At 68.0% G+C, this 24,716-nt stretch carries 20 protein-coding genes; 11 read left to right on the forward strand and 9 right to left on the reverse strand.

Annotated features, from left to right (window positions below):
- Both G6N09_RS14180 and G6N09_RS14185 read right to left on the reverse strand, forming a co-directional pair.
- Positions 1-1,869, reverse strand: coding sequence for an ABC transporter ATP-binding protein (locus G6N09_RS14180; protein WP_170309971.1), 1,869 nt, complete (start codon positions 1,867-1,869; stop codon positions 1-3).
- The gene (locus G6N09_RS14185; protein ID WP_083027873.1) at positions 1,866-3,614 is read right to left on the reverse strand and encodes an ABC transporter ATP-binding protein; all 1,749 of its coding nucleotides are present in this window, start codon (positions 3,612-3,614) and stop codon (positions 1,866-1,868) included. The genes G6N09_RS14180 and G6N09_RS14185 overlap by 4 nt, the downstream gene beginning before the upstream one ends.
- A gap of 172 nt (positions 3,615-3,786) precedes the next feature.
- Here G6N09_RS14185 and G6N09_RS14190 point away from each other — a divergent pair, with 172 nt between their 5' ends.
- The 3 genes from G6N09_RS14190 to G6N09_RS14200 all read left to right on the forward strand — a co-directional run bounded on the left by G6N09_RS14190 (position 3,787) and on the right by G6N09_RS14200 (position 5,548).
- Positions 3,787-4,287, forward strand: coding sequence for a DUF3558 domain-containing protein (locus G6N09_RS14190; RefSeq protein ID WP_083027897.1), 501 nt, complete (start codon positions 3,787-3,789; stop codon positions 4,285-4,287).
- Positions 4,284-4,826 carry a DUF3558 domain-containing protein gene (locus tag G6N09_RS14195; protein ID WP_083027872.1) on the forward strand — a complete coding sequence of 181 codons (543 nt, stop codon included), beginning with the start codon at positions 4,284-4,286 and terminating at the stop codon, positions 4,824-4,826. Before G6N09_RS14190 ends, G6N09_RS14195 begins: the two co-directional genes overlap by 4 nt.
- A gap of 206 nt (positions 4,827-5,032) precedes the next feature.
- The gene (locus tag G6N09_RS14200) at positions 5,033-5,548 is read left to right on the forward strand and encodes a MarR family winged helix-turn-helix transcriptional regulator (protein WP_234807115.1); all 516 of its coding nucleotides are present in this window, start codon (positions 5,033-5,035) and stop codon (positions 5,546-5,548) included.
- A gap of 184 nt (positions 5,549-5,732) precedes the next feature.
- On the opposite strand, the gene G6N09_RS14205 is transcribed toward G6N09_RS14200, so the two are convergent.
- The gene (locus tag G6N09_RS14205; protein ID WP_083027871.1) at positions 5,733-6,266 is read right to left on the reverse strand and encodes a TetR family transcriptional regulator; all 534 of its coding nucleotides are present in this window, start codon (positions 6,264-6,266) and stop codon (positions 5,733-5,735) included.
- Positions 6,267-6,405: 139 nt separating this feature from the next.
- On the opposite strand from G6N09_RS14205, the gene G6N09_RS14210 reads away from it, so the two are divergent.
- A complete protein-coding gene (locus G6N09_RS14210) occupies positions 6,406-7,575 on the forward strand; it encodes an acyl-CoA dehydrogenase family protein (protein WP_083027870.1) in 1,170 nt (389 codons plus the stop codon).
- A 108-nt stretch (positions 7,576-7,683) separates the two neighbouring features.
- On the opposite strand, the gene G6N09_RS14215 is transcribed toward G6N09_RS14210, so the two are convergent.
- Positions 7,684-8,184 carry a SixA phosphatase family protein gene (locus G6N09_RS14215; RefSeq protein WP_083027866.1) on the reverse strand — a complete coding sequence of 167 codons (501 nt, stop codon included), beginning with the start codon at positions 8,182-8,184 and terminating at the stop codon, positions 7,684-7,686.
- 183 nt (positions 8,185-8,367) lie between these two features.
- On the opposite strand from G6N09_RS14215, the gene G6N09_RS14220 reads away from it, so the two are divergent.
- Together G6N09_RS14220 and G6N09_RS14225 are read left to right on the forward strand one after the other, a co-directional pair.
- Positions 8,368-9,513 carry a metallophosphoesterase family protein gene (locus G6N09_RS14220; protein ID WP_083027865.1) on the forward strand — a complete coding sequence of 382 codons (1,146 nt, stop codon included), beginning with the start codon at positions 8,368-8,370 and terminating at the stop codon, positions 9,511-9,513.
- Positions 9,510-12,125 carry an AAA family ATPase gene (locus G6N09_RS14225; RefSeq protein WP_083027864.1) on the forward strand — a complete coding sequence of 872 codons (2,616 nt, stop codon included), beginning with the start codon at positions 9,510-9,512 and terminating at the stop codon, positions 12,123-12,125. Before G6N09_RS14220 ends, G6N09_RS14225 begins: the two co-directional genes overlap by 4 nt.
- A gap of 21 nt (positions 12,126-12,146) precedes the next feature.
- On the opposite strand, the gene G6N09_RS20350 is transcribed toward G6N09_RS14225, so the two are convergent.
- The 5 genes from G6N09_RS20350 to G6N09_RS14250 all read right to left on the reverse strand — a co-directional run bounded on the left by G6N09_RS20350 (position 12,147) and on the right by G6N09_RS14250 (position 19,899).
- Entirely contained in the window at positions 12,147-14,360 is a 2,214-nt protein-coding gene (locus G6N09_RS20350) for a hypothetical protein (protein ID WP_197745881.1), read from the reverse strand.
- Between the two features lie 133 nt (positions 14,361-14,493).
- Positions 14,494-16,221, reverse strand: coding sequence for an oligopeptide ABC transporter substrate-binding protein OppA (locus G6N09_RS14235; protein WP_407662614.1), 1,728 nt, complete (start codon positions 16,219-16,221; stop codon positions 14,494-14,496).
- Positions 16,218-18,050 (reverse strand): oligopeptide ABC transporter ATP-binding protein OppD, encoded by a 1,833-nt coding sequence (locus tag G6N09_RS14240; RefSeq protein WP_083027862.1) that lies wholly within the window; start codon positions 18,048-18,050, stop codon positions 16,218-16,220. The genes G6N09_RS14235 and G6N09_RS14240 overlap by 4 nt, the downstream gene beginning before the upstream one ends.
- Complete coding sequence (locus G6N09_RS14245) at positions 18,047-18,925, reverse strand: oligopeptide ABC transporter permease OppC (protein WP_083027861.1); 879 nt, start codon at positions 18,923-18,925, stop codon at positions 18,047-18,049. Before G6N09_RS14245 ends, G6N09_RS14240 begins: the two co-directional genes overlap by 4 nt.
- Entirely contained in the window at positions 18,922-19,899 is a 978-nt protein-coding gene (locus tag G6N09_RS14250; protein ID WP_083027860.1) for an oligopeptide ABC transporter permease OppB, read from the reverse strand. The genes G6N09_RS14245 and G6N09_RS14250 overlap by 4 nt, the downstream gene beginning before the upstream one ends.
- A gap of 128 nt (positions 19,900-20,027) precedes the next feature.
- Between G6N09_RS14250 and G6N09_RS14255 the strand changes: the two genes are divergently transcribed.
- From G6N09_RS14255 to G6N09_RS14275, 5 genes are all read left to right on the forward strand, one after another.
- A complete protein-coding gene (locus G6N09_RS14255; protein WP_083027859.1) occupies positions 20,028-20,519 on the forward strand; it encodes a beta-class carbonic anhydrase in 492 nt (163 codons plus the stop codon).
- A gap of 130 nt (positions 20,520-20,649) precedes the next feature.
- Entirely contained in the window at positions 20,650-21,591 is a 942-nt protein-coding gene (gene cysD / locus G6N09_RS14260; RefSeq protein ID WP_083027858.1) for a sulfate adenylyltransferase subunit CysD, read from the forward strand.
- Positions 21,591-23,444 carry a sulfate adenylyltransferase subunit CysN gene (gene cysC, locus G6N09_RS14265; RefSeq protein WP_083027857.1) on the forward strand — a complete coding sequence of 618 codons (1,854 nt, stop codon included), beginning with the start codon at positions 21,591-21,593 and terminating at the stop codon, positions 23,442-23,444. Before cysD ends, cysC begins: the two co-directional genes overlap by 1 nt.
- Positions 23,441-24,169: a 3'(2'),5'-bisphosphate nucleotidase CysQ gene (locus G6N09_RS14270; RefSeq protein WP_083027856.1), complete on the forward strand. Its 729-nt coding sequence runs from the start codon at positions 23,441-23,443 to the stop codon at positions 24,167-24,169. Before cysC ends, G6N09_RS14270 begins: the two co-directional genes overlap by 4 nt.
- A gap of 25 nt (positions 24,170-24,194) precedes the next feature.
- Positions 24,195-24,671 carry an Rrf2 family transcriptional regulator gene (locus G6N09_RS14275; protein WP_083027855.1) on the forward strand — a complete coding sequence of 159 codons (477 nt, stop codon included), beginning with the start codon at positions 24,195-24,197 and terminating at the stop codon, positions 24,669-24,671.
- Positions 24,672-24,716 lie beyond the last annotated feature (45 nt).

Genomic DNA, 24,716 nt, shown 5'->3' on the forward strand with positions numbered 1-24,716 from the left:
TCAGCTGCTTTCGGCCATCGCCCAGTAGGCCCCGCGGCGGGCCAGCAGTTCGGCATGGGTGCCCTGTTCCACAATCCGGCCGGCCTGCATCACCAGGATCAGGTCGGCGTCGCGGATGGTCGACAGGCGGTGGGCGATGATGAAACTGGTTCGTCCCTGGCGTAATTCCCGCATTGCGCGCTGGATCAACAGTTCGGTGCGGGTGTCCACCGAACTGGTCGCTTCGTCGAGGATGAGCAGCTGTGGGCGGGCCAGAAACGCCCGCGCGATCGTGATCAGCTGCTTCTCGCCGGCACTGATGGCCCCGCCGTCGTCATTGACCCGGGTGGCGTAGCCGTCGGGCAGAGTGCGTACGAAGGGGTCGACATGTGCGGCGCGGGCGGCCTCGACGATCTCGTCGTGGCTGGCGTCCGGGCGGCCGTATCCGATGTTGTCGGCAATCGTTCCGGTGAACAGCCAGGTGTCTTGCAGCACCATCCCGATCGAGGAACGCAGCGCGCCCCGCTCCACTGCGGCGATGTCGGTGCCGTCGATCAGGATCTGCCCGCGGTCCACGTCGTAGAACCGCATCAGCAGGTTGACCAGGGTGGTCTTGCCGGCTCCGGTCGGCCCGACGATCGCCACCGTGCTGCCCGGCGCGACGTTCAACGACAAGTCGTCGATTACGGGCATGTCGGGCCGGTAGCCGAAGCTGACGTCGCGAAACTCGACTCGACCCCTGGATGCCTCAAATGGCCTAGGTGGGCCGGCAGACTCTTCGGGCTCGTCGAGGAAGGCGAACACTCGCTCGGCGCTGGCGGCCCCGGACTGCAACGAGTTGAACATCGACGCCAGATTTCCCAGCGGTTGGTTGAACTGGCGGACGTAGGCGATGAACGCCTGAATGCTGCCCAGGGTGATCTGCCCGGTGGCGACCTGGATCCCGCCGATCACCGCGACGGCGACGTAGCCGAGGTTGGCGATCAGTCCGGTCGCCGGTGCGATCAGCCCCGAGAAGAACTGGGCTCCGAATCCGGCCCGGTAGAGCTCGTCATTGCATTCGTCGAATCGTTGCTGCGCCCAGTCACGGTGTCCGAAGGTGCGTACCAGGGTGAAACCGCTGTAGGTCTCCTCCAGGTGAGCGCCGAGTTGTCCGGTGGCGGCCCATTGCGCGGCGAACAGCCGTTGTGAGCGCCGGGTGATCGATCGGACCGCTAGCAGGGTCACCGGTACGCCGGCCACGGTGATCGCGGCCAGTAGTGGCGAGATCTGCAGCATCATCGCCAGCACCACCAGTACGGTCAGCACCGAGGAGAACAGTTGGCTGACCGTCATCGACACCGACGTTGCGGTGTTGTCGACATCGTTGGTGACCCGGCTCAGCAGTTCGCCGCGCCGCTGGGTGTCGAAGTAGCGCAGCGGCAGCCGGTGCAGCTTGTCTTCGACGTCGCTGCGTAACGCCCGCATGGTGCGCTGCAGGATCACGTTGAGTATCCGGGCCTGTGTCCAGATCATCAGCGCCGCAACCAGATACAGGGCCATCGCCAGCGTCAGCGTGCGTGCCACCGCGCCGAAGTCGATTCCGACGCCGGGAACCACGTTCATGCGCGCCAGCATCTCGGCGTAGGTGTCCCGGCCCGCGGCACGGGCGGCGTCGACGGCCTGCTGCTTGCTGATCCCGGCGGGCAGGCCGCGGCCGATGATTCCGTTGAACACCAGGTCGGTGGCGTGACCGAGGATGCGCGGTCCGGCCACACCCAGTGCGATACCGCCTACCGAGAGGCTGATGACGGCCGCGACGAGCCTGCGCTGGGGGCCCATCCGGCGGGCCAGGCGCAGTGCGGTGGGCCAGAAGTTCCCGGCGCGCGTCGCCGGTGCCGGGGCCGTCACGAGCTACCGGCCCCGGTTGTCACCGACTGGGATTCGGCGAACTCGGCATAGGTGGGGCACTGCGCCAGCAACTGCTGGTGGGTGCCGGTGCCCACCACCCGTCCGTCGTCGAGGACGACCACCTGGTCTGCCTGCAGGACGGTCGAGATGCGCTGCGCCACGATGATCACCGTCGCGTCTGCGGCGGCGTCGCGCAGGGCGGCGCGCACGGCGGCGTCGGTGCGGGTGTCCAGGGCCGAGAATGCGTCGTCGAACAGGTAGATCGAGGGCCGCCGGATCACCGCCCGTGCGATGGCCAGTCGTTGGCGCTGCCCGCCGGACAGGTTGATACCGCCCTGTGCCACGGGCATCGCCAGTCCATCCGGGTGGGCCGCCACGAAGTCGTCGGCGGCGGCCACCTGCAGCGCCGCCCACATCTGCTCGTCGCTGACCGTCACGCCCGCCGGGGCGCCGTAGCGCAGGTTGTCGGCCACCGTGCCGGAGAACAGGTAGCCGCGCTGAGGCACCAGCCCGATTCCCGACCACAACTCCTCTGGGTCGCGGTCGCGCACATTCACGCCGTCGATGAGCACCGCGCCTGCGGTCACGTCGCGCAGCCGGCAGATCAGCGACATCAGTGTGGACTTGCCCGACCCGGTGGATCCCACCACCGCGGTCGTGGTGCCGGGGAGCGCAGTCAGTGAGACATCGTGCAGGACGGATCGGTCGGCCCCGGGGTAGCGGAAGCCGACGCCGCGGAGCGCGACCTCGCCGGTACGCGACGCCGGTGCCAGCGGCCGAGCCGGGGCGCCGATGCTCGGCTCGGTGGACAGCACCTCGGTGATCCGCTCGGCGCAGACCGCGGCGCGCGGCAGGATTGCCAGCACCATGGTGGCCATCAGTACCGACATCAGGATCTGCATGAAGTAGGACAGGAACGCGATCAGCGAACCCACCTGCATCTGTCCGGCGTCGATGCGCAAGGCGCCGAACCAGATCAGCGCCACGCTGGAGGCGTTGATGATCAGCGTGGTGGCCGGCAGCATCAACACCTGTAGTTTTCCGACCGTCAGCGAGGCGTCCGACAGGGCGGCGTTGGCCTGGCCGAAACGTTCGCGCTCGTGGGGTTCGCGGGCGAAGGCGCGGATCACCCGGATGCCGGTGAGCTGGTCGCGCAGCACGCGGCCGATGTTGTCGATCAGCATCTGCATGCGGCGAAACAGCGGCAGCATCCGCGACACGATCAAATAGTTGGCCAGCGCCAGCAGTGGCACGCTGACCGCCAACAGCCAAGCCAGCCCCGCGTCCTGGTGCACCGCCATCACCACACCGCCGATGCACATGATCGGAGCGGCGACCAGCGTGTTGGCGCCCAGTTGCACCACCAGCTGGATCTGGCGGACGTCGTTGGTCGTGCGAGTCAGCAGGGTCGGCGCGCCAAAGCGGGTGGTCTCGCGTTCGGAGAACCCGATGACTCGGGCGAACACCGCGCGGCGTAGATCGCGTCCGAATCCGGTCCCGGCGCGTGCGCCGAAGTAGACCGCGGCCACCGCGCACAGCATCTGTAGGCCGGTCACGCCGAGCATCACCGCACCGAGCCGGATGATGATCGCCGTGTCGCCGCGGACCACGCCGTCGTCGATGATCGTGGCGTTGACGGTGGGCAGATACAGCGATGCGAGCGTGCTGATCAGTTGCAGCGCCATCACCGCCGCGACGGGCCGGCGGTAGGGCTGGAGATAGCAGCGCAGCAGCGCCAGAAGCATGGGGCCTACTGTCGCATACCCGTACGGCACCGGCGTTGCTGTGGCGACACGCGGCGACACAAACAGACTGGTCACCGCTGCCGCGTGGTTGAGCGGCGGTGGTGCCGCTACAGTGCATCGTGTGCGGCTCAAACTGACGGTCCCGGCCCTGGTGGCCGCTGCCGTGATTCCCATGGTCGGTGGATGTTCCGACTCCGGCTCGCCCGAAGCGCAGTCCGGTACCCAGTCCGCGTCGCCGACGGCCGAGCAGAGCAATCATGGACCGTCGTTTCCGGTGTGCGGCGGGATCAGCGACGAGACCATGGCCAATCTGACTCGAGTGGCCGGCCTGGTCAGCACCGCCCAGAACTCGGTCGGCTGCCAGTGGCTGCTGCGCGGCGGGATCATGGGCCCGCACTTCTCCTTCTCCTGGTATCGCGGCAGCCCCATCGGTCGTGAGCGCAAGACCGAAGAGGTGTCGCGGACTTCCGTGGAGGACATCAACATCGACGGCCACAGCGGTTTCATCGCGATCGGCACCGCCCCGACCATGGGCGACAACCTGTGTGAGGTCGGCATCCAATTCAAAGATGACTTCATCGAGTGGTCGGTGAGCTTCGCCCAGAAGCCGTTCCCGGATCCCTGCGACGTCGCCAAAGAGCTGACTCGCCAGTCGATTGCGAACTCGAAATGAGCCGCCGGGTTCTGGCTGGGCTCGCCGCACTGGCGGTGCTGATCGCGCCGACGGCCTGCTCCCGTGAGGTAGGCGGTACCGCGGTCAAGGCCGGTGCGGGCGACACCAAGCGCAACGACAACTCCCAGCGGCAGTACCCGAACCTCCTCAAGGAGTGCGAGGTGCTGACCACCGACATCCTGGCCAAGACGGTGGGCGCGGATCCGCTCGACATCCAGAGCACCTTTGTCGGGGCCATCTGCCGCTGGCAGGCGGCCAACCCGGCCGGCCTGATCGACATCACCCGGTTCTGGTTCGAGCAGGGCAGCCTGGACAACGAGCGCAAGGTCGCCGAGTTCCTGAAATACCAGATCGAGACCAAGTCCATCGTGGGCGTGCCGTCGATCGTGATGCGGCCGTCGGACCCCAATGGCTCGTGCGGGGTCGCCAGTGACGCCGCCGGTGTGGTCGGCTGGTGGGTGAATCCGCAGGCGCCAGGGATCGATGCGTGTGAGCAGGCGGTCAAGCTGATGGAACTGACGCTCGCGACCAACTCCTGACGAACGACGCTGATTAGTTTCCTTTTGAACGAAATTTCTCGGCGTCCGGGCTTTGTTCCAATAGCGGGATTATCGTTCTGAACTGCGCTGACTCGCCGAGGCGGATTTGCGGCGGCGATTCTCATCAGGGTCAATCCCGGGCGGGGTTTCCGAATTGACGCGTGTTCGCCGTTTTTTGAACTCGTTATTCGATAACATCGCAGGCCGTGGACGAGATACACGATCTTCAGGCGATGCCGGCGCTGCCCGGGCTGAATGGTCTTGAGCAGGACTGCTGGAAGCAGTTCCTCGATTGTTCGCTCAACCTTGTTGCAACGGTGAATATCTGCCTCAAGGGCGCGCATGATCTTTCGATTCGCGACGTGCTGTTGCTGGAGCTGCTCAGCAAGCCGAATCGGCGGGCGCACCGATTGTGTGCCCTAGCCGAAGCGCTTCGGGTATCGCAAGGTCAGTTGTCCACTCAGATCCGCCGCCTCGAAGCGCAGGGCTGGATCACCAGGAGCCCCACCCGGGGCGACCCGCGTGGCATTCTGCCCCGGATCACCAGCGAGGGCCACAAGCGCCTGCATGCGGTCATGGAGACCTACGCGCAGGGTGTTCGCGTGCACTATCTCGACCAACTCGAGCCCGAGCAGATGCTCAACCTGGTCGACAGCTGCGAACGGATCAACGACTCGCTGAGCACCATCGCTGAGCGGCGGGGGCTCCGCGTCGCCCGCTGAGGTGGCGGCAATCCCGCACTTCTGCGAGGCATATAAATTACGCGACGGACGGTATCTAATTCGGGCATGACGCCTTTGTGGCGAGTGTGGGGAATGGCAAATAGACCGCATTTGTCGTGCGCTACTTCGGGCCGGAGCTGAAGACGCTCAATAGGGGCAATCCTGATGCGGGCGAACGCGACGCCTAAGTATGTTTTGCAACGCGTTCTACGCTGGCCGCGGCTCGTGCGCTGGGGCCGGCCAGCTCGCGCAGCTCGGCGACCGCTTCCGCCGCCGTGGGGGTGCTGTCGGGGTCGATCAGTGACTGGACCATCATGCCCAGGACCACCGCCAGTGCCACAGAACCACCCATCTCGGCGCGTGCGCGTTGCTGGCCTTCGGCGAGGCGGGCGCGCAGTTCGTCGTTTCGCTGGGCCTGCACGATCGCTTCCAGGTGCGAGGTCCACAGCGCCTTGTCGGTGCTGAAGGACTCCAGCACCGCCTGCCACCGGTCCACGGCAGTCGCGGGTTGTCCATCGGGCGCCATGCGCGAGTCGAGTTCGTCGAGCTCTTCGAGCAGCGCCTGTACCAGGAGCCGTTCACGGCTGCCGAAGTGATAGCCGATGGCGGCATGGCTGACGCCGGCCGCCGCGGCGATGTCGCGCACTGTCGTGTTGGCCCAGCCGCGCTCGACGAGGCAGCGCTTGGCGCCTTCCAGCAGATCCTCACGGTTGCCCATCCGTGCAGGTTATCCACCTCCAGCGCGATTGCACAAATGGTTTGACCATATGGATTGACCATTTGGTCAAATCGGAGGTACGGTACCGACACCAGCGCGCGATACCCCGTCGTCGCGGTCTAGTCAGGAGGTGCCGGTTATGGCACATGAAGTAGTCGAACGCGTCGAGCGGATCGCCGCCCAGCTCGCCGACACGGCCGAGGACAGCGAGCGCCTCGGCAAGCTCTCCGAGCAGTCAGTGGACCTGATTCGCCAGGCCGGTGTGATGAGGATGCTGCAGCCGACCGACTTCGGCGGGTACGCCGCCCACCCCCGCGACTTCGCCGAGGCCGTCATGGAGGTAGCCAAGCACTGCGGTTCCACGGGTTGGGTGTGCGGCGTCGGGGGAGTGCACCCCTGGGAGATGGCACTCATGGACCGGCGCCTGCAAGCCGAGATCTGGGCCGAGAACCCCGACACCTGGATCGCCTCACCGTATGCGGCGCAGGGAATCGCGACCCCCGTCGAGGGCGGCTACCGGTTGACCGGGCGTTGGAACTTCTCCTCGGGAACCGATCACTGCAGCTGGATCTTCCTGGGGGCGCGCGTCGCGGAGACCACGCCACCCAAGGTCTTGCACGTCGTCCTGCCGCGCGCCGACTACACCATCGTCGAGGACTCCTGGGACGTCATCGGCCTGTCCGGCACCGGAAGCAAGGACATCGTCGTCGACGGCGCCTTCATCCCCGAATACCGCACCATCGACTTCGAACACGTCGCCTCCGGCGTCAGCGCCGCGGCGGCGGCAGGTCGCGATGAGACTGTGTACAAGCTGCCGTTCTGGACCATGTTCCCGCTGGGGATCACCTCGGCACTGATCGGGATCACCGAGGGGGCGCTGGCCGCGCACCTGGACTACCAGCGGGATAGGGTGGCCGCCACCGGCACCAAGATCAAGGACGACCCGTACGTGCTGTACGCGATCTCCGAGGCTGCCGCGGAGATCGCCGCCTCGCGCGTGCAACTGCTGGACGGCATCAGCCGGATGTATGACCTCGCTGACGCCGGCAAGGAGATCAGCTTCGAAGACCGATCCATGGTGCGGCGTAATCAGATTCGCTGCGCGTGGCGGGCGGTGGCCGCCGCCGACGCGATCTTCGCCCGCTCCGGCGGCAACGCCGCCCGCCGCAACAACCCGCTGCAGCGGTTCTGGCGCGACGCCCACGTTGGCTTGGGCCACGCCATCCAGACACCCGGGACGATCTACCATTCCAGCGCCCTCACCGCCATGGGAGTGGAGGGGTCTCCGGCATTGCGGGCGATGATCTGAGGCCGCTCCTGTGTCGCTGATATTGCAGTGAGGGTCGTGGTTCCCCCGGGAACCACGACCCTCACTGCAATCTGCGGCCGTCAGGGGAGAGGGGGCAAGGAGTCACGCTCATCTCGGCACGCAGAAGTCGACCAGCGCGGCTGATCCCAGCTGTACGTCCGCCCAACCGCAGGGGACATGGAGCACGGCGATTCCCGACGTCGGATACTTCTCTGAGATCTGTTGGGCCACGGCTGCGTCGGTACCATGGCCGGCCAGGCCCAGGGCGACGCTTGACATCGCCGGCTCATGGCCGATCACCAGCAGCGTGTCGACGTCGGCGGCAACGGTGTTGATCGTGGTGATCACGTTTCCGGGCATCGCGTCATAGAGATCGTCGACGTAGCGCACCGGGGCGGTCAGCGCGGTTTGCGCGTAGGTCTGCCGGGTGCGGGTGGCGGTCGAACACAGCACCGCATCGATGGCCGGTGCGTGGGCACGCAGCCACTCGCCGGCCAGCCCCGCCTCGCGGATGCCGCGCGGAGCCAGCGGGCGGTCGTGGTCGACGGCCCCGGGCGGGTAGTCCGACTTGGCGTGCCGAAGCAGGATCAGGGTGCGGTGGGTGCTCATCCAGCAAGGCTATGGCAGCGCCAATGCCCCCGTCCGCGGTGCTGAAGTGTCGGATGTGGCGCACGGGTTGGACCGGTGGTTCAGTCTCGCGGACGTGCCGATCGAGGTCCGCGGGCTTGTCGGTGACCGGCCATACACTCGCGATGCCCGGCCGACGGCCCGGCGGAAAGGGACAGATCCGACATGCGTTTCGTGCACACCGCCGATTGGCAGCTCGGCATGACCCGGCACTTCCTGGCCGGCGACGCCCAGCCACGCTATTCGGCCGCGCGGCGTGACGCAGTTGCCGGACTGGGGGAGTTGGCCAAGCAGACCGGCGCGGAGTTCGTGGTGGTCGCAGGTGACGTGTTCGAGGACAACCAACTGGCCCCCGAAGTCATCAGCCAATCCCTGGAAGCCATGCGCACCATCGGGATCCCGGTCTATCTGCTGCCCGGGAACCACGATCCCCTCGATGCCGCGTCGGTCTACACCAGTGCGCTGTTCACGGCCGAATGTCCCGACAACGTGATCGTGCTCGACGCCGCCGGAGTGCACCGGGTGCGCCCGGGTCTGGAGATCGTCGCCGCACCGTGGCGGTCCAAGCGCCCGACCGCCGACCTGGCGGCGGCCGCGCTCGAGGAGCTGCCGGCCGATGGCACTATCCGGATCTTGGTCGCCCACGGCGGCGTCGACGCACTGGACCCCGATCCGGGAAATCCCGCGCTGATTCGGCTGGCCAGCCTGCAGGACGCCCTGTCTCGCGGCGCAATTCATTACGTTGCCCTGGGCGACAAGCACTCTCGCGCCCAGGTGGGCGAGACGGGCCGAATCTGGTACTCCGGTTCGCCGGAAGTCACCAACTTCGACGACATCGAATCCGACCCCGGCCACGTGCTCGTGGTCGACATCGACGAGGCCGACGGTGCCGTGCAGGTCGACGCCCGTCACGTCGGGCGCTGGCGCTTCGTGACGTTGCACCGCCAGCTCGACACCGGTCGTGACGTTACTGATCTGGACATCAACCTCGACCAGCTGCCGGACAAGGAGCGCACGGTGGTCCAGCTGGCGCTGACGGGTTCGCTCAGCGTCACCGACCGGGCGGCGCTCGACGTCTGCCTGGACCGCTACTCGCGCCTGTTCGCCTGGGTGGGGACCTGGAAACGTCATACCCACCTGGTGGTCGTTCCCGAAGACGGAGAATTCTCCGACCTTGGGATAGGCGGTTTCGCCGCGGACGCGGTCGAGGAACTGGTCGCCACCGCCCGCGATGCCGACGCCGGCGCCGCCGACGACGCCCACGCCGCGCTGGCCTTGTTGTTGCGCCTGGTCGATCGGGGCGTGGCATGAGACTGCACCGGTTGGTTCTCACGAACTACCGCGGCGTGGCGCACCGGGAGATCGACTTTCCCGACTACGGCGTGGTGGTGGTGTCCGGCGCCAACGAGATCGGCAAATCTTCGATGATCGAGGCGCTGGACCTGTTGCTGGAGTCCAAGGACCGTTCCGCCAAGAAGGACGTCAAACAGGTCAAGCCCACGTTCGCCGACGTCGGCGCTGAGGTCACCGCCGAGATCAGCACCGGCCCTTACCGTTTCGTCTACCACAAGCGCTTCCACAAGGCCCCCCGGACGCAGTTGACGGTTCTAGAACCGCGCCGCGAGCAGTTCACCGGTGACGAGGCGCACGAGCGGGTCCGCGCCATGCTGGACGAGACCATGGACACCGGCCTGTGGCAGGCCCAACGGGTGCTGCAGGCATCGTCGACGGCCGCGGTCGACCTCTCCGGATGCGATGCGCTGTCGCGAGCCCTGGACGTCGCAGCCGGTGATACCGCCACCCTCAGTGGCGCCGAGCCCGTTCTCATCGAGCGCATCGATGCCGAGTACGCGCGCTACTTCACCGGGACCGGACGCCCCACCGGGGAGTGGGCCGGCGCCATCGCCGCGCTGGCCGCCGCGGAGGCGGAGGTGGCACGGTGTGCCGATCTGCTCGCCGAGGTAGATGACCGGGTGCACCGGCATGCCGAGTTATCCGATCAGTTGGCCGGGCTGACCGGAGAGCAGGCCGCCGCGGACGCCCGTTACAACGCGGCACAGGCCGCCAGCGTCGCGATCATGGAGCTACGCGGCCAGCTTCGTGATGCGCAGCTGGTGGCCACCGCGGCCAGAGCCACCGCTGCCGCGACCGACAGCGCCCAGGGCGAGCGACAGCGGCAGCGCGACGAACTCGGCTCCCGGGCGGCCGCGATTACCCTGCTGGACAACGAAATCGACGGCGTCGCCCAGGCACAGGCCACCGTGGACACCGAAGCCACCGCCGCAGACGCCGCAGCGGCTGCCGCCGAGCAAACCGTGGACGCTGCCACAAAAAGTGCCGCATCCGCGCGCCGCGTTGTCGATCAACTCGCAGCTCGCGAGGAGGCAGATCGGCTCGCTGACCGGATTGCCCGGCTTGATGCCACCGAAGTTCAGCTCGCCGAGGCAGCGGCTGAACTGGCACGCATCAGCGTGACCGAGCCGATGCTGCGGCGGGTCGAAGAGGCGGCGTCGGCGTGTGACCGGGCTGAGGCGTCGCTGGCCGCGATCTCGGCGACCTTGGAACTCGCCGCGGTCGCCGACATCGATCTGGTCATCGCCGGCGAACCCACGGCGCTGCCCGCCGGCCAGAGCTGGTCGGCCACCGTCACCGACGGACTTGAGGTCGAGCTTCCCGGAATACTGCGGGTGAGCGTCCGCCCCGGCGACAGTGCGCGGGAGGCCAGCGTCAAACATGCTGCGGCACAAGCCGAGCTTGCCGATGCACTGGCGGCGGCAGGCGTGCCTGATCTGGCGCAGGCGCGCCACGCCCACCAGCGGCGCCGCGAACTGCAGGGCGGCCGCGACCAGTTGGCCGCCACCCTGGCAGCGCTGCGCGGTACTGACGAGATCGAGGCGTTGCGCGCGCGGTTGACGCGGTTGCGGGGCGAGCTTGGCGAGATCTCCACCGAGTCCACACCGGAGCAGGCCCGCGCCGACCGTGACGAGGCCGAGGCGCTGCTAGCGCAGGCCACCACCGATTGCGAAGCCCTGCGCCGAGCCGCCCAGGAGGCCATGGCCCGTCGTACCGAGGGCGCCACCCGGCTGACGCTGCTGCGCGAGAAGGGGGCAGCGCAGCGTGTTGAGCTGGAGGCAGTCAACCAGCGCCTGGCCGCACAGCGGGCGACGCTCGGCGACGACGAGCTGACGGCTGCCGCCGACACCAACGCGCAGGCACTGCGCAGTGCCGAGCAGCGGGTGTCCGAGCTGTCCGAGCAGCTGGGCGCCGCCGCTCCCGAGGCGATCGACGCCGAACTCGCCGCAGCGCACACCGTGGCGCAGGAGCTGAAGGCCCGGCACGCCGAGGCCTCCCGCGCGCTGCACGAGGTGGAGGTCGAGCTCGCCGTGTTCGGCACCCAGGGGCGGCGCGGCCAGCTCGACGCGGCGCAGACCGCGCGGGAACACGCCGCTGCTGAACACGATCGGATCGGGCGCCGGGCCCGCGCGGCGGCGCTGCTGCGGTCGACGATGATCCGCCACCGCGACGACACCCGCCGACGCTACGTCGAGCCTTTCCGCGCCGAAATTCAGCGGCTGGGCACGCACGTGTTTGGCGCCGACTTCGAAGTCGACGTCGACACCGACCTGAAGATCTGCACCCGGACCCTCGGTGGACGCACCGTCCCCTACGAGTCGCTGTCCGGCGGCGCGAAGGAACAGCTGGGCATCCTGACCCGACTGGCCGGTGCTGCCCTGGTGGCCAAGGAAGACAGCGTCCCGGTGGTGATCGACGACGCGCTCGGCTTCACCGACCCGGACCGACTGGAGAAGATGGGCGCGGTGTTCGACGCGGTCGGCTCACAAGGTCAGGTGATCGTGTTGACCTGCAGCCCCGATCGCTACGGCAGCGTCAGCAATGCGCACCGCATCGACCTGAGCGCCTGAGCGCCGGCCCCCGGCGGGCCACTAGCCGTTGGTTCCGGGTGAACCGTTCGCGCCCGGACCGCTGGTAGTTCCGTCACCGCCGGCACCCCCGGGCCCCCCGGGACCGTTGTAGCCACCAGAGCCTCCGGTGCCACCAATGCCACCGGAGCCGCCGTAGCCGTACTTGTCCCCGGAGGGGCCGCCATTGCCACCGGGGCCACCTGCGCCGCCCGATGCACCGTAGCTGGATGCCGTGCCGCCCAGCCCGCCCGCGCCGCCGACACCGCCCGAGCCGCCGCCACTGGCATCACCACCGTCGCCGCCGGCCCCACCGGTGCCACCGGAGCCACCGGAGCCACCGGAGCCTGCGGTGCCACCTCCGGGCCCGCCGTAACCGCCCATCCCGCCCCGGCCTCCGAGGCTGCCGACACCGGAGGCATCGCCGCCGTCGCCGCCTGCACCACCCCGGCCGCCGATACCGCCGGCGTTGCCGTAACCCCCCTCGCTCATGCCGCCACCACCGCCGCCACCACCGCCGCCGGCGATACCGCCGTTACTGGCATGCCCGCCGGCACCGCCGTCACCACCCGCGCCGCCGTGCCTGGCCGGGGTCGTATCGGTGCCGGCGCTGATGAGGTGCGCACCGCCGGTTCCACCGTGACCGCCGGCGCCGCCGGTCGAGGTACCGCCACCCCCGATGCCGCCGCCACCGCCGAAGCCACTGATACTTCCGACGCCCCCGCTGCCGCCGTCGCCGCCGACCCCGCCCGTCGAACCTGTTCCGGTGATGCCGCCGGTGCCGCCCCAACCGCCCCAGCCGCCGTTCCCGCCGAGCCCGTGGGCGCCGAGAGCCTTGCCGGCGTCGCCGCCGTGGCCGCCGGCACCACCGACCCCGTTTGCGGCGTAGGCATTTCCCCCGATGCCGCCGCCTCCGCCGCTGCCGGCCATCCCGTAGTCATCAGTGCGCGACGTGCCGCCGTCGCCGCCGTGCCCGCCGAGGCCGCCGGTGAGGTTGCCCAGGCCGCCCTGGCCGCCCATGCCGCCGCTGCCGGCAATCCAATTCGCCGAACCGCCGTCCCCGCCTCGCCCGCCGGCGCCGCCCACGTCGCCGTAGTCACCGGCCCTACCGCCGGTGCCGCCGCTGCCGCCGTTACCACCGATCGCATCGGTGCCGCCGTCGCCGCCGTCGCCGCCCGCGCCCCCGGTTCCGCCGGTGCCACCCTTACCGTCGGCGCCGAACAACGTGCCGGCCCTGCCGCCGAGCCCGCCGTCGCCCCCGGTTCCGCCGGTGCCACCGGTACCGCCGTCGCCGTAGAGATAGCGGTTCGTGCTGTCCTGACCGTCGGCTCCGATGCCCCCGGTTCCGCCCGCACCGCCTCGGCCGCCATTGCTGAACAACAACCCGCCGGTGCCGCCGGTTCCGCCCGTACCGCCCGTACCGCCATTGCCGCCGGCCCCGCCGTGATAGTCGGCAACGCCGGCGCCGCCCGTGCCGCCGGTTCCGCCGTTACCGCCGTTGCCCCAGAAGAAGCCGCCGTCGCCGCCCCTGCCGCCGGCGCCACCGTTACCGCCGAATTGACCGTTGCCGCCGCTGGTGCCGGTGCCGCCGTTGCCGAACAGGAATGCGGCGTTGCCGCCACTTCCCGGTGAGCCGTTGACGGGGGTGGTGGCCAGGGCCATCATGCCGGCGGAGGCGTAGCCGTCGTCGCGGAGCACGAAGCTGCTTTCGCCGTCGGCCGCATCTCCGGCGTTGCCGCCATTGCCGAACAACCAGCCCGCATTGCCGCCGCTGCCGCCGCTGCCGAAGCCGTCACCGCCGTCGCCGAGCAGGAGTCCGCCGTCGCCACCATCGGGATGCTCCGCGGTGCCGTCGACGCCGTTCCCGATCAGGTATGTGCCGGTGAGGCCATTGAGGAATCCGGCGATCTGCACGCCGGCATCGCTGGTGATCCAGTCTTCAACACCGGTGTGCAGTGGCGTGTAGATCAGCTGCTCGAACATGGCGTCCAGGCCCCAGTTGGCCGGATCGAATCCCGCCGTGAAGTCTGAGGCACCGCTCGTGTCCAGGTCGGATCCTGCACTGATCGTGGGGTCGAACAGGTCGGTCAGCCAATCGAATCCGTCGGCCCCGGCATGCGGTGCCGTGGCCGGCACCAACCCTAAAGCCAAGAACGTGCCCACCGCCGTGGCCGCTCCGGCGATACGGGAGTCACGTCGCGTTGCCTTGTCCTTGCCAGACTGCTGATGAGTGACCATCGCGAATGCCCCCTGGGATCCTGAAATCTCCGCTACCAGGTCAAGCAGACCCTTACCCGAACCCTAAATTCTGCTGAGGCCGCAGGGATACAGGGTTTTCCCTTGCATTGGAGCGGGGGGTGCATCCAGGGGGTCAGTCCTTCATGAACCCGATCACGGTGTAGTCCAGGTCGGCCAGCCCCGGCGCCCCGAAATTGGCCAGCGAGCTGCGCACGGCCACGTTTCCGGTGGTCTGAATCAGCGGCAGGCTGAAGCCCTCGGCCCACAGCAGCGTGTCGACCTCGTTGGCCCGGGCCCGCGCGACCGCCGGGTCGAGCGCTTCCAAGGTCTCTTCGATCTTGGCGTCGATCGCTGGGCTGCCGATCTTGCCGAAGTTGGCCTCGCCGTAGGAGGCGGAGATCTGGTTCAGCCCGGCCAGTGGGAATGCATCACCGACCCAGCTGAATTGGGCGATGTCGAAGTCGCCGACGTTGACGTAGTCGGTGAAGAAGCCGCCGCCGGCCTTGGCGTCCAACTGCAGTTTCACCCCGATCTGGGCCAGGTTGTGTTGAGCAACCTGGGCGTACTGCCGGGTGCTCGACGCGTCGTAGAACAGGTGCCGGATCACCAAGGGGCGACCGTCTTTTTCCCGGAACTTGCCGTGCAGGGTCCAGCCGAGTTCATCGAGTTCCCGGGCCGCACGCTCGGGGTCGTAGGCCACGACCGCACTGTTGTCCTGGTAGCCCTCCTGACCGGCGACATAGATGTGGTTGTTCAGCGGCACCGGGTCGGCGGTCAGGCCGCGTTGGGTGACCCTGGCGATCGTTGCCCGGTCGATACCGCGCATCACCGCTAGCCGCAGCGCTTTGTCGGACAGCAGGGCGCCGGGTGCCCCGTTGAAGGTGAAGTGGCTCCAGGCCGGGGTCGGAGCGCGGCGGATCGCAATGCCTTCGGTGCGCCGCGCGATCGTCAACTGGTCCAGGGTGGCCACCCCGGTGGCGTCGATGGTCTGGTTCTGCAACGCCGGCATCCGGGCGGCCTCGTCGAGCACCAGATAGGTGATGGTGTCCAGCTTCGCCTGCCTGCCCCACCATGCGGGGTTGCGCACCAAGGTGATCCGTTGGCTGGTGCGATCCAGGGTCGAGAGTACGAACGGCCCGGCGGAGGGGCCTGGTCTGCTCAGCTGAGCTTTGTTGAAGGTGTCCGGGTCCGAGGTCATGCTGGCCGGCAGCAGCATCGAGTTGCCCGCGAACATGCCGCGCCACTCCGCATAGGGCTTGGCGAAGCGCATGACGGCCTGGCGGTCGTCGACGCCGCGGGTGACTGAGGCCACCCGCTCGGCACCGTTGGTCGTTGCGATCGCGTACTTGTTGTCGACCCCACTGGTGGCGTGGATCTGGCTGGCGATGTCTTTCCAGCTCAGCGGGGTGCCGTCGCTCCACACCGCTTTCGGGTTGATCGTGTAGGTGACGACCTGCGGGTTGGTACCGGTCAGCTCAACACTGGTGAAGTAGTCGGTGTCCACGGTCGCCGAGCCGTCTGCTCCGATGGTGAATGCCCGCGGCATGGTGGCTTTGAGCATGGCGGCGTTCTCGGCCAGGTTGCCGTCGATGTGGAGTGGATTGAAGTTGGGCGGGAATTGCGTCATCGACAGCCGCAGGTTGCCGCCGTCGCGCAGGTTCGCGGGATTCTGCGGGTTGATGTCGTTGGCGGTCCCGACCGCGGCGGTGCCCTCGGGTGCGGTGATGTCGACGGCGGTGCAACCGCTCAGCGCCAAGCTCAGCGCCACGAGCCCGGCCACCACCCCGTTGACTCTGCGTCCACCAGGCGACCTTTTCGCAAAACTGCCTGGTGAGCGCGGAGTCAACGGAGAAGGGGTCATGAATTCACCACCGGTTGCGGAACAGCGGCCAACAGGCGCCGGGTGTAGTCGTGTTGCGGATCGCCGAACACCTGGTCGGCGTCGCCCTGCTCGACGATCTCCCCGGCGAGCATCACCGCGACCCGGTGCGCCAGGTGTTTGACCACCGATAGATCATGCGACACAAACAGATACGACAGCCCGAGCTGCTGCTGCAGATCCAGCAGCAGGTTGATGATCCCGGCCTGGATCGACACGTCCAGGGCAGAGACCGGCTCGTCGAGCGCCAGGATCTTCGGCTGCAACGCCAAGGCGCGGGCGATACCGATCCGCTGCTTCTGTCCGCCGGAGAACTCCGAGGGGTAGCGCAGCGCGTCGCCGCGCCGCAGGCCGACCAGCTCCAGAAGTTCCGCGACGCGGGCATGAATGGCGGCTTTGTCGAAACCATTGGCGCGCAGCGGTTCGGCCAGCAGATCGAAGACCGGAAGCCGGGGATCTAGGGAAGCCACCGGATCCTGAAACACCACCTGCAGGTCACGACGCAGGGCGCGTCTGCCGTCTCGCGTCAACCCGGCGACATCGGATCCCAGCACCTCGATCGACCCGGCCTGCGGTGGGGCCAACTCCAGGATTTGGTGCAAGGTGGTGGATTTGCCCGAACCCGACTCGCCCACGATCGCCAGGGTGCGGCCCTGCTGCACATCAAAACTCACCCCAGACACAGCGCGCACCTCGCCCGCCCGCCGTCGCAGCATGCCCTTGGTCAGCGGGAAGGTCTTCACCAGGTCGCGGACCCGCAGCACGGTGGGGGACTCGCCGGAGGCCACGGCCGCCACGTCGGTGTGCACGCCATAGATGTCGGCGGCGCTGCGCCCGGCCACCTGATCGGTGTGAATGCACGCCGCCGAATGGTTGTCCGCGACGCTGAGCAGATCGGGCTCAGTCACCAGGCAGTCGTCGGCGGCCAACGGGCAGCGCGGGGCGAACGGACAACGCGCGTCCACCCCCGCGGTCAATGACGGCGGGGCACCCGGAATCGGCACCAGTCGGGTGCCCTGCCGGGCGTCCAGGCGCGGCACCGATCCCAGCAGGCCGACGGTGTAGGGCATCCGCCGGTCTCGGTAGAGGACCTCCACCGGTGCGGCCTCCACGACCCGGCCGGCGTACATCACCAGTGCGCGGTCGGCGAATTCCGCGACCACGCCCAGATCGTGGGTGATGATCAGCACCCCTGCGCCGGTCACGTCACGCGCGGTCTTGAGGACATCGAGGATCTGGGCCTGCACGGTGACGTCCAGGGCGGTGGTGGGCTCGTCGCAGATCAGCAGGTCGGGGTCGCAGGCGATCGCGATCGCGATCACCACGCGCTGCCGCTCCCCACCGGAGAGCTCATGCGGAAACGCCCGCGCTCGCTGCTCGGGCCGATTGATCCCGACTAGCTCCAGCAGCTCGACCGCACGCCGGCGCGCCGCGGCGCGGCTCACCCGAGGCTGGTGCACCTCGATGGCCTCGGCGATCTGATCGCCCACGGTGTAGACCGGTGTCAGTGCCGACATCGGGTCCTGGAACACCATGCCGATCGAGGCGCCGCGGAACTTCGACATAGCGGCATCGCCCAACCCGATCAGCTGCGTTCCGTTCAACCGCACCGAGCCCGACACCTGCGCGTGCTCGGGCAGCAGCCCCATCACGGCCATGGCCGCCGCGGACTTTCCGGAGCCGGACTCGCCGACCATCGCCACCACTTCGCCGGCGTCCACGTGGTAGCTGACGCCGCGTACGGCGTGCACCGCCCCGGCACCGGAACCGAACGTCACTGCCAGGTCGGAGACCTCCAACAGCGGGCTCACCGGTGGCCCCGCAGGGTGGCGGCGTCGGGATCCAGGGCGTCGCGCAGGCCGTCGCCGGCGAGGTTGGCGCACACCAGGATCGTGATCAGCACCCCGGCCGGGAACAGGAACACCCACGGGAAGGTGATGGCCGACGCGGTGCCGTCGGCGATCAGCGTGCCCAGCGAGACATCGGGCGGTTGGATGCCGAAACCCAGGAAGCTCAAGCCCGTTTCAGCCAGGATCGCCATCGCGACGTTGAGTGCCGTGTCAATGATCAGGATGGACGCCACATTGGGCACCACATGGTCGACGATGATCCGCCGGCTGGAGACGCCCATGTACCGTGCGGCCCGGATGAATTCCCGCTCCCGCAGGCTCATCGTCAGCCCACGCACCATGCGGGCGCTGATCATCCAGCTGAATCCGGCCAGCAGCAGTACCAGCAAGGCGATGTTGCCGCTGTTCTTGGTGCGCGGGGTGATGATCGCGATCAGGATGAATGCCGGGACCACCAGCAGCAGGTCGACCAGCCACATCAGCACCCGGTCGCGCCAGCCGCCGAAATACCCCGAGATGGCGCCCACTGTCGCGGCGATCAGGGTGGAGATCAGCGCCACGCACACCCCGATCAGCATTGACTTCTGCATGCCGCGCAGGATCTGGGCCAACAGGTCTTGTCCTAAGCCGTTGGTGCCCAACCAGTGTCGAGCGCCCGGCGGAACCAGCAGGGCGTCGTAGTCGAGGTCGGTGTAGGAGTAGGGCAGTAGACCCGGCAGGGTGTAGCAGCCGACGAACATCGCCGCCAACAGCACCAGGGCGCCTACCGCGGTACGGCTGCGCAGGAACCGGCGTAGCACCAGAGTGCGCCGCGAGGTGAATTCAACGTCGGTCATGACACCCGCACCCGCGGGTCGAGCATCGCGTAGATGACGTCGGAGAGCAGGCCGGCCAGCAGCACCACCGCACCGGAGAACACCGTGATGGCGGCGACGATGTTGGTGTCCTGGGTCGCCACGCCCTGCACCACCCATTCACCCATGCCGTGCCAGCCGAAGATCTTCTCGACGAACACCGCTCCGGTGACCAGGCCGGCCACCCCATAGGCGAACAGTGTTGCCATCGGGATCAGCGCGGTGCGCAGTCCGTGTTTGAACAGGGCGCGCCGGCGGGTCAGGCCCTTGGCCCGTGCGGTGCGGATGAAGTCCTGGCCGAGCACGTCGAGCATCGCGTTGCGTTGGTAGCGGCTGAAGCTGGCTGCCGCGCCCAGCGCCAGGGTCAGCGACGGCAACACCAGGTGCTGGAGCCGGTCGGCCAGGCCGGGCCAGAAACCGGTGACCAAGCCGGGGGAGGTCTCCCCGGTGTAGTCGAACAGTTGGGCGCCCAGCGCCCAGTTCACGCGCAGGGCGCTGAGGATCACCAGGTTGGCCAGTACGAACGTGGGCACCGACAGCACCAACAGCGCCGCCATGGTGATGGCCCGGTCCGAGAGGCGGTATTGGCGCACCGCCCCCCACGCGCCGGCCACCACACCGATCGCCGTGCCGGCCAGCGAACCGACGACCAGCAGTCGCAGGCTGACCCCGACCCGCCGGCCCAGTTCCCCGGATACCGGTTGCCCGGTGACCGTGACGCCGAAATCGCCGCGCACGGCATGGCTGGCCCAGTTCGCGTAGCGCAGCGGAATCGGCTTGTCCAAGCCCAGTTCGGCGGCCTTGGCGTCGATCACGGCCTGCGGTGGGCGCGGGTTGCGTTGCATGAGGCTGTCCAGCGGCGCGAAGGCCAACGACGTCAGGCAGAACGTCAGGAACGAGGCGAGGCCCAGCAGTACCAGGTAGTTCAGTGCCCGGCCGGCCAGAAACCGCGTCATGGCCAAAAGGGTAGAGGCCGGCGTCGGAGTAGGCGTTGGCGGCAGAGGATTATCGCGTGATTTTTACCCGTGAAATCCCGGCGTTCGTTCACTAGGCTCCGCTGCACCGCGACAGAGGGAGAACACTCGTGACCGTCACCGATGACTACTTGGCGAACAACGCCGAATACGCCAAGACCTTCCAGGGCCCGCTGCCGATGCCGCCGAGCAAGCACGTCGCGATCGTCGCCTGCATGGACGCCCGCCTCGATGTCTACCGGGTGCTCGGGATCAACGAGGGTGAAGCGCACACCATCCGCAACGCCGGTGGTGTGGTCTCCGAGGACGTCATCCGCTCGCTGGCGATCAGTCAGCGGTTGCTGGGCACCCGCGAGATCATCCTCATTCACCACACCGACTGCGGAATGCTGACCTTTACCGACGACGACTTCAAGCGCTCCATCCTGGAGGAGACGGGCATCCGCCCGACGTGGTCGGCCGAGGCGTTTCCGGACCCGGCCGAGGACGTCCGGCAGTCGCTGCGGCGGATCACGGCCAACCCCTTCATCACCGCGACCACCTCATTGCGTGGGTTCGTCTTCGACGTCGCCTCCGGAAAGCTCGACGAAATCACCCTGTAGGCAGCCCTCACCCGCCGGGGCGCGCGCGGCGTATTGACAGCGACACAGTGCGGCTGGTTGCATAGCCGGCTATAACTAGTAAATATGGTAAGTCTCACCAAGATTATCGGGTATCCCTGGCAAGGAAGTCATGACCAGTAACGTCACTGCGCCCCCGGAGGCCTCCGCCACGGTCGGGCAGTATCAACTCACGCATCTGCGCACCCTGGAGGCCGAGGCCATCCACATCATCCGGGAGGTGGCGGCGGAGTTCGAGCGTCCTGTGCTGCTGTTCTCGGGTGGCAAGGACTCCATCGTCATGCTGCATCTGGCCGTCAAGGCCTTCCTGCCGGGACGGCTGCCGTTCCCGGTGATGCATGTCGACACCGGCCACAACTTCGACGAGGTCATCGCCGCGCGCGACGAGCTCGTGGCCCAAAACGGTGTCCGCCTGGTGGTGGCATCGGTGCAGGAAGACATCGACGCCGGCCGCGTGGTCGACGACGGCCCGTCGCGCAACCCGCTACAGACCGTCACCCTGCTGCGGGCCATCCGGGAGAACAAGTTCGACGCCGCATTCGGCGGTGCCCGTCGCGACGAGGAGAAGGCGCGGGCCAAGGAGCGGGTGTTCAGCTTCCGCGACGAGTTCGGCCAGTGGGACCCCAAGGTGCAGCGGCCCGAGCTGTGGAACCTCTACAACGGCCGGCACCGCAAGGGCGAGCACATCCGGGCGTTCCCGCTGTCGAACTGGACCGAGTTCGACATCTGGTCCTACATCGGGGCCGAGGAGATCACCCTGCCCTCCATCTATTTCGCGCATCAACGCAAGGTTTTCCGGCGCGACGGGATGCTGCTGGCTGTCCACGAGCATCTGCGGCCCGTCGACGGCGAAGAGGTGTTCGAGACCTCGGTCCGGTTCCGCACTGTCGGCGACGTCACCTGCACCGGGTGTGTGGAGTCCACGGCGTCCACCGTCGAAGAGGTGATCGATGAGACCGCGGTGTCGCGGCTGACCGAGCGCGGGGCGACTCGCGCCGACGACCGGATCTCAGAGGCTGGCATGGAAGACCGCAAGAGGCAGGGGTATTTCTGATGGGTGCGGCAACCACGCTGCTTCGAATCGCCACGGCCGGCTCGGTCGACGACGGCAAGTCCACGCTGATCGGACGGCTGCTGTTCGACTCCAAGGCCGTCATGGAAGACCAGCTGGCCTCGGTCGAGCGCACGTCGCGGGAACGCGGCAACGACTACACCGACCTGGCACTGGTCACCGACGGCCTGCGCGCCGAGCGTGAGCAGGGCATCACGATCGATGTCGCCTACCGCTACTTCGCAACGCCCAAGCGGAAATTCATCATCGCCGACACCCCGGGGCACATCCAGTACACCCGCAACATGGTGACCGGTGCCTCCACCGCCCAGCTGGCGATCGTGCTGGTCGATGCCCGCCACGGCCTGCAGGAGCAGTCGCGCCGACACACCTTCCTGGCGTCGCTGTTGGGAATCCGGCACATCGTGCTGGCTGTCAACAAGATGGACCTGATCGACTGGGACGCCGAGAAGTTCGAGGCGATCCGCGACGACTTCCATTCGTTCGCCACCCGCCTGGACGTCCATGACGTGACCACCATCCCGATCTCGGCCCTGCTCGGTGACAACGTGGTGACCAAGTCCGATAAGACCCCGTTCTACGACGGTCCCGCACTGTTGTCACACCTCGAAGAGGTCTACATCGCCGGCGACCGCAACCTGGTCGACGTGCGCTTCCCGGTGCAGTACGTGATCCGTCCGCAGACCCACGAGCATGCCGACCATCGCAGCTACGCAGGAACGGTGGCCAGCGGTGTGCTGCGCCCCGGCGACGACGTCGTGGTGCTGCCGTCGGGCAAGCCCAGCCGCGTTGCGGCCATCGAAGGTCCCACCGGTGCGGTAGCCGAAGCCTTCCCGCCGATGGCGGTCTCGGTGAGTCTTACCGACGACATCGACATCTCCCGCGGCGACATGATTGTCCGCACCAACAACCAGCCGCGCGTTGTCCAGGATTTCGACGCCACCGTGTGTTGGATGGCCGACGGTGCGGCGCTGCAACCGGGCAACGACTACGTCATCAAGCACACCACCCGCACCACCCGGGTGAAGATCATGGAGTTGGACTACCGCCTCGACGTCAACACATTGCATCGTGACAAGGATGCGACGGACTTGAAGATCAACGAGCTGGGGCGCGTCTCGCTGCGTGCACAGACTCCGCTGATGCTCGATGAGTTCACCCGCAACGACGCCACCGGTTCGTTCATCCTGATCGACCAGGCCACCAATGGAACGGTGGCGGCCGGCATGGTGCTGCGCGACGTGTCGCCACGCACCGCCAGCCCCAACACCGTGCGGCATACCTCACTTGTCCAGGCCACCGACCGGCTGTCCAAGGGCCGCACCGTGTGGCTCACCGGGCTGTCGGGCGCGGGCAAGTCGTCAGTGGCCATGCGGGTGGAGCAGCTGTTGCTCGAACGCGGCACGCCCGCTTACGTTCTCGACGGCGACAACCTGCGGCACGGCCTCAACGCCGACCTGGGCTTCTCGATGGCCGATCGCGCCGAGAACCTGCGCCGGCTGGCCCACGTGGCCACACTGCTGGCCGACTCCGGCCAGATCGTGCTGGTGCCGGCGATCAGCCCGCTGATCGAGCATCGTCAACTGGCCCGCCAGGTGCACACCGACGCCGGGTTCGACTTCGTCGAGGTCTTCTGCGACACCTCGTTGGAAGAGTGCGAACAGCGTGACCCCAAGGGGCTCTACGCCAAGGCGCGCGCCGGTCTGATCACGCACTTCACCGGCATCGACAGCCCGTATCAGCGACCGCGGAACCCCGACGTGCGGCTTAGCTCGCAGAACAGCATCGACGAGCAGGCCCGCCAAGTCATCGCGGCGATCGACGATCGAAAGTGAACGACCACCAGCTGGCCGCACAGCTGGCCACCGAGGCGGGTCGGCTGCTGCTGCGGGTCCGCGAGGAGCTGGCCGACGCCGGTGAGGCGGAGCGCAAAGCTGCCGGTGACCAGCGTTCGCACGACTTTCTGATGGCAGCGCTGGCCGCCGAGCGGCCGCAGGATGCGGTGCTGTCCGAAGAGGGTGCCGACAATCCGGTCCGGCTCAGTGCCGAGCGGGTGTGGATCGTCGATCCGCTGGACGGTACCCGCGAGTTCAGCGAGCTCGGCCGCGACGACTGGGCCGTGCACGTGGCGCTGTGGCAGTCCGGCGAGCTGACGGCCGGGGCGGTGGCCCTGCCCGCGCGGGGGACCACCTTGGCGACCCCGTCGGTGTCCGCGCCGCCCGCCCACGATGCCGCGCCGCGTATCGCGGTATCGCGCAGCCGGCCGCCGGCGATCGCGGAAGCGGTGCGCGAGCAGCTGAACGGTGTGCTGGTCCCGATGGGCTCGGCCGGGGTCAAGGTCGCCGCTGTGGTGCAGGGCATCGCCGACGTCTACGTCCACGCCGGTGGGCAGTACGAGTGGGACTCGGCTGCCCCGGTGGCGGTGGCGCGGGCCGCGGGCCTGCACACCTCACGTATCGATGGTTCACCGCTGATCTACAACCGGCCCGATCCGTTGCTGCCCGACCTGGTGGTGTGTCGCCCCGAATACGCGCAAGGGGTGCTCGCGGCAATCGGTTGAGCCGCCAGATGGAAGAATGCTCGCAATGCGCATGTCGGCCAAGGCGGAGTACGCGGTGCGAGCGATGGTCCAATTGGCCACCGCCGAGCCTGGCGCGCTGATCAAGACCGACGATATCGCTGCTGCGCAGGGCATTCCAGCGCAATTCCTCGTCGACATCCTTTCCGACCTGCGCACCGATCGGCTGGTGCGCAGCCAGCGCGGCCGCGACGGCGGCTACGAGTTGGCCCGGGCCGCCACCGCGATCAGCGTCGCCGATGTACTGCGCTGCATCGACGGCCCGCTGGCCAGTGTTCGTGATATCGGGATGGGCGATCTGCCTTATGCCGGACCGACGGCAGCCTTGACCGACGTGTGGCGGGCGTTGCGGGCCAGTATGCGCTCGGTGCTCGAAGAGACCAGCCTGGCCGATGTGGCCTCCGGGGAACTGCCCGTCCACGTCGCCGAACTTGCCACCGACTATCGCACCCAGGAACGCCAGCGGGGTCATTCGCCGGGCTAGCCGCCGGATCACCCGCCTGAATTGCGCCGTGCCACAATCGCGGTC

This window comes from Mycolicibacter minnesotensis (assembly GCF_010731755.1).
Classification (GTDB): Bacteria; Actinomycetota; Actinomycetes; order Mycobacteriales; family Mycobacteriaceae; genus Mycobacterium; species Mycobacterium minnesotense.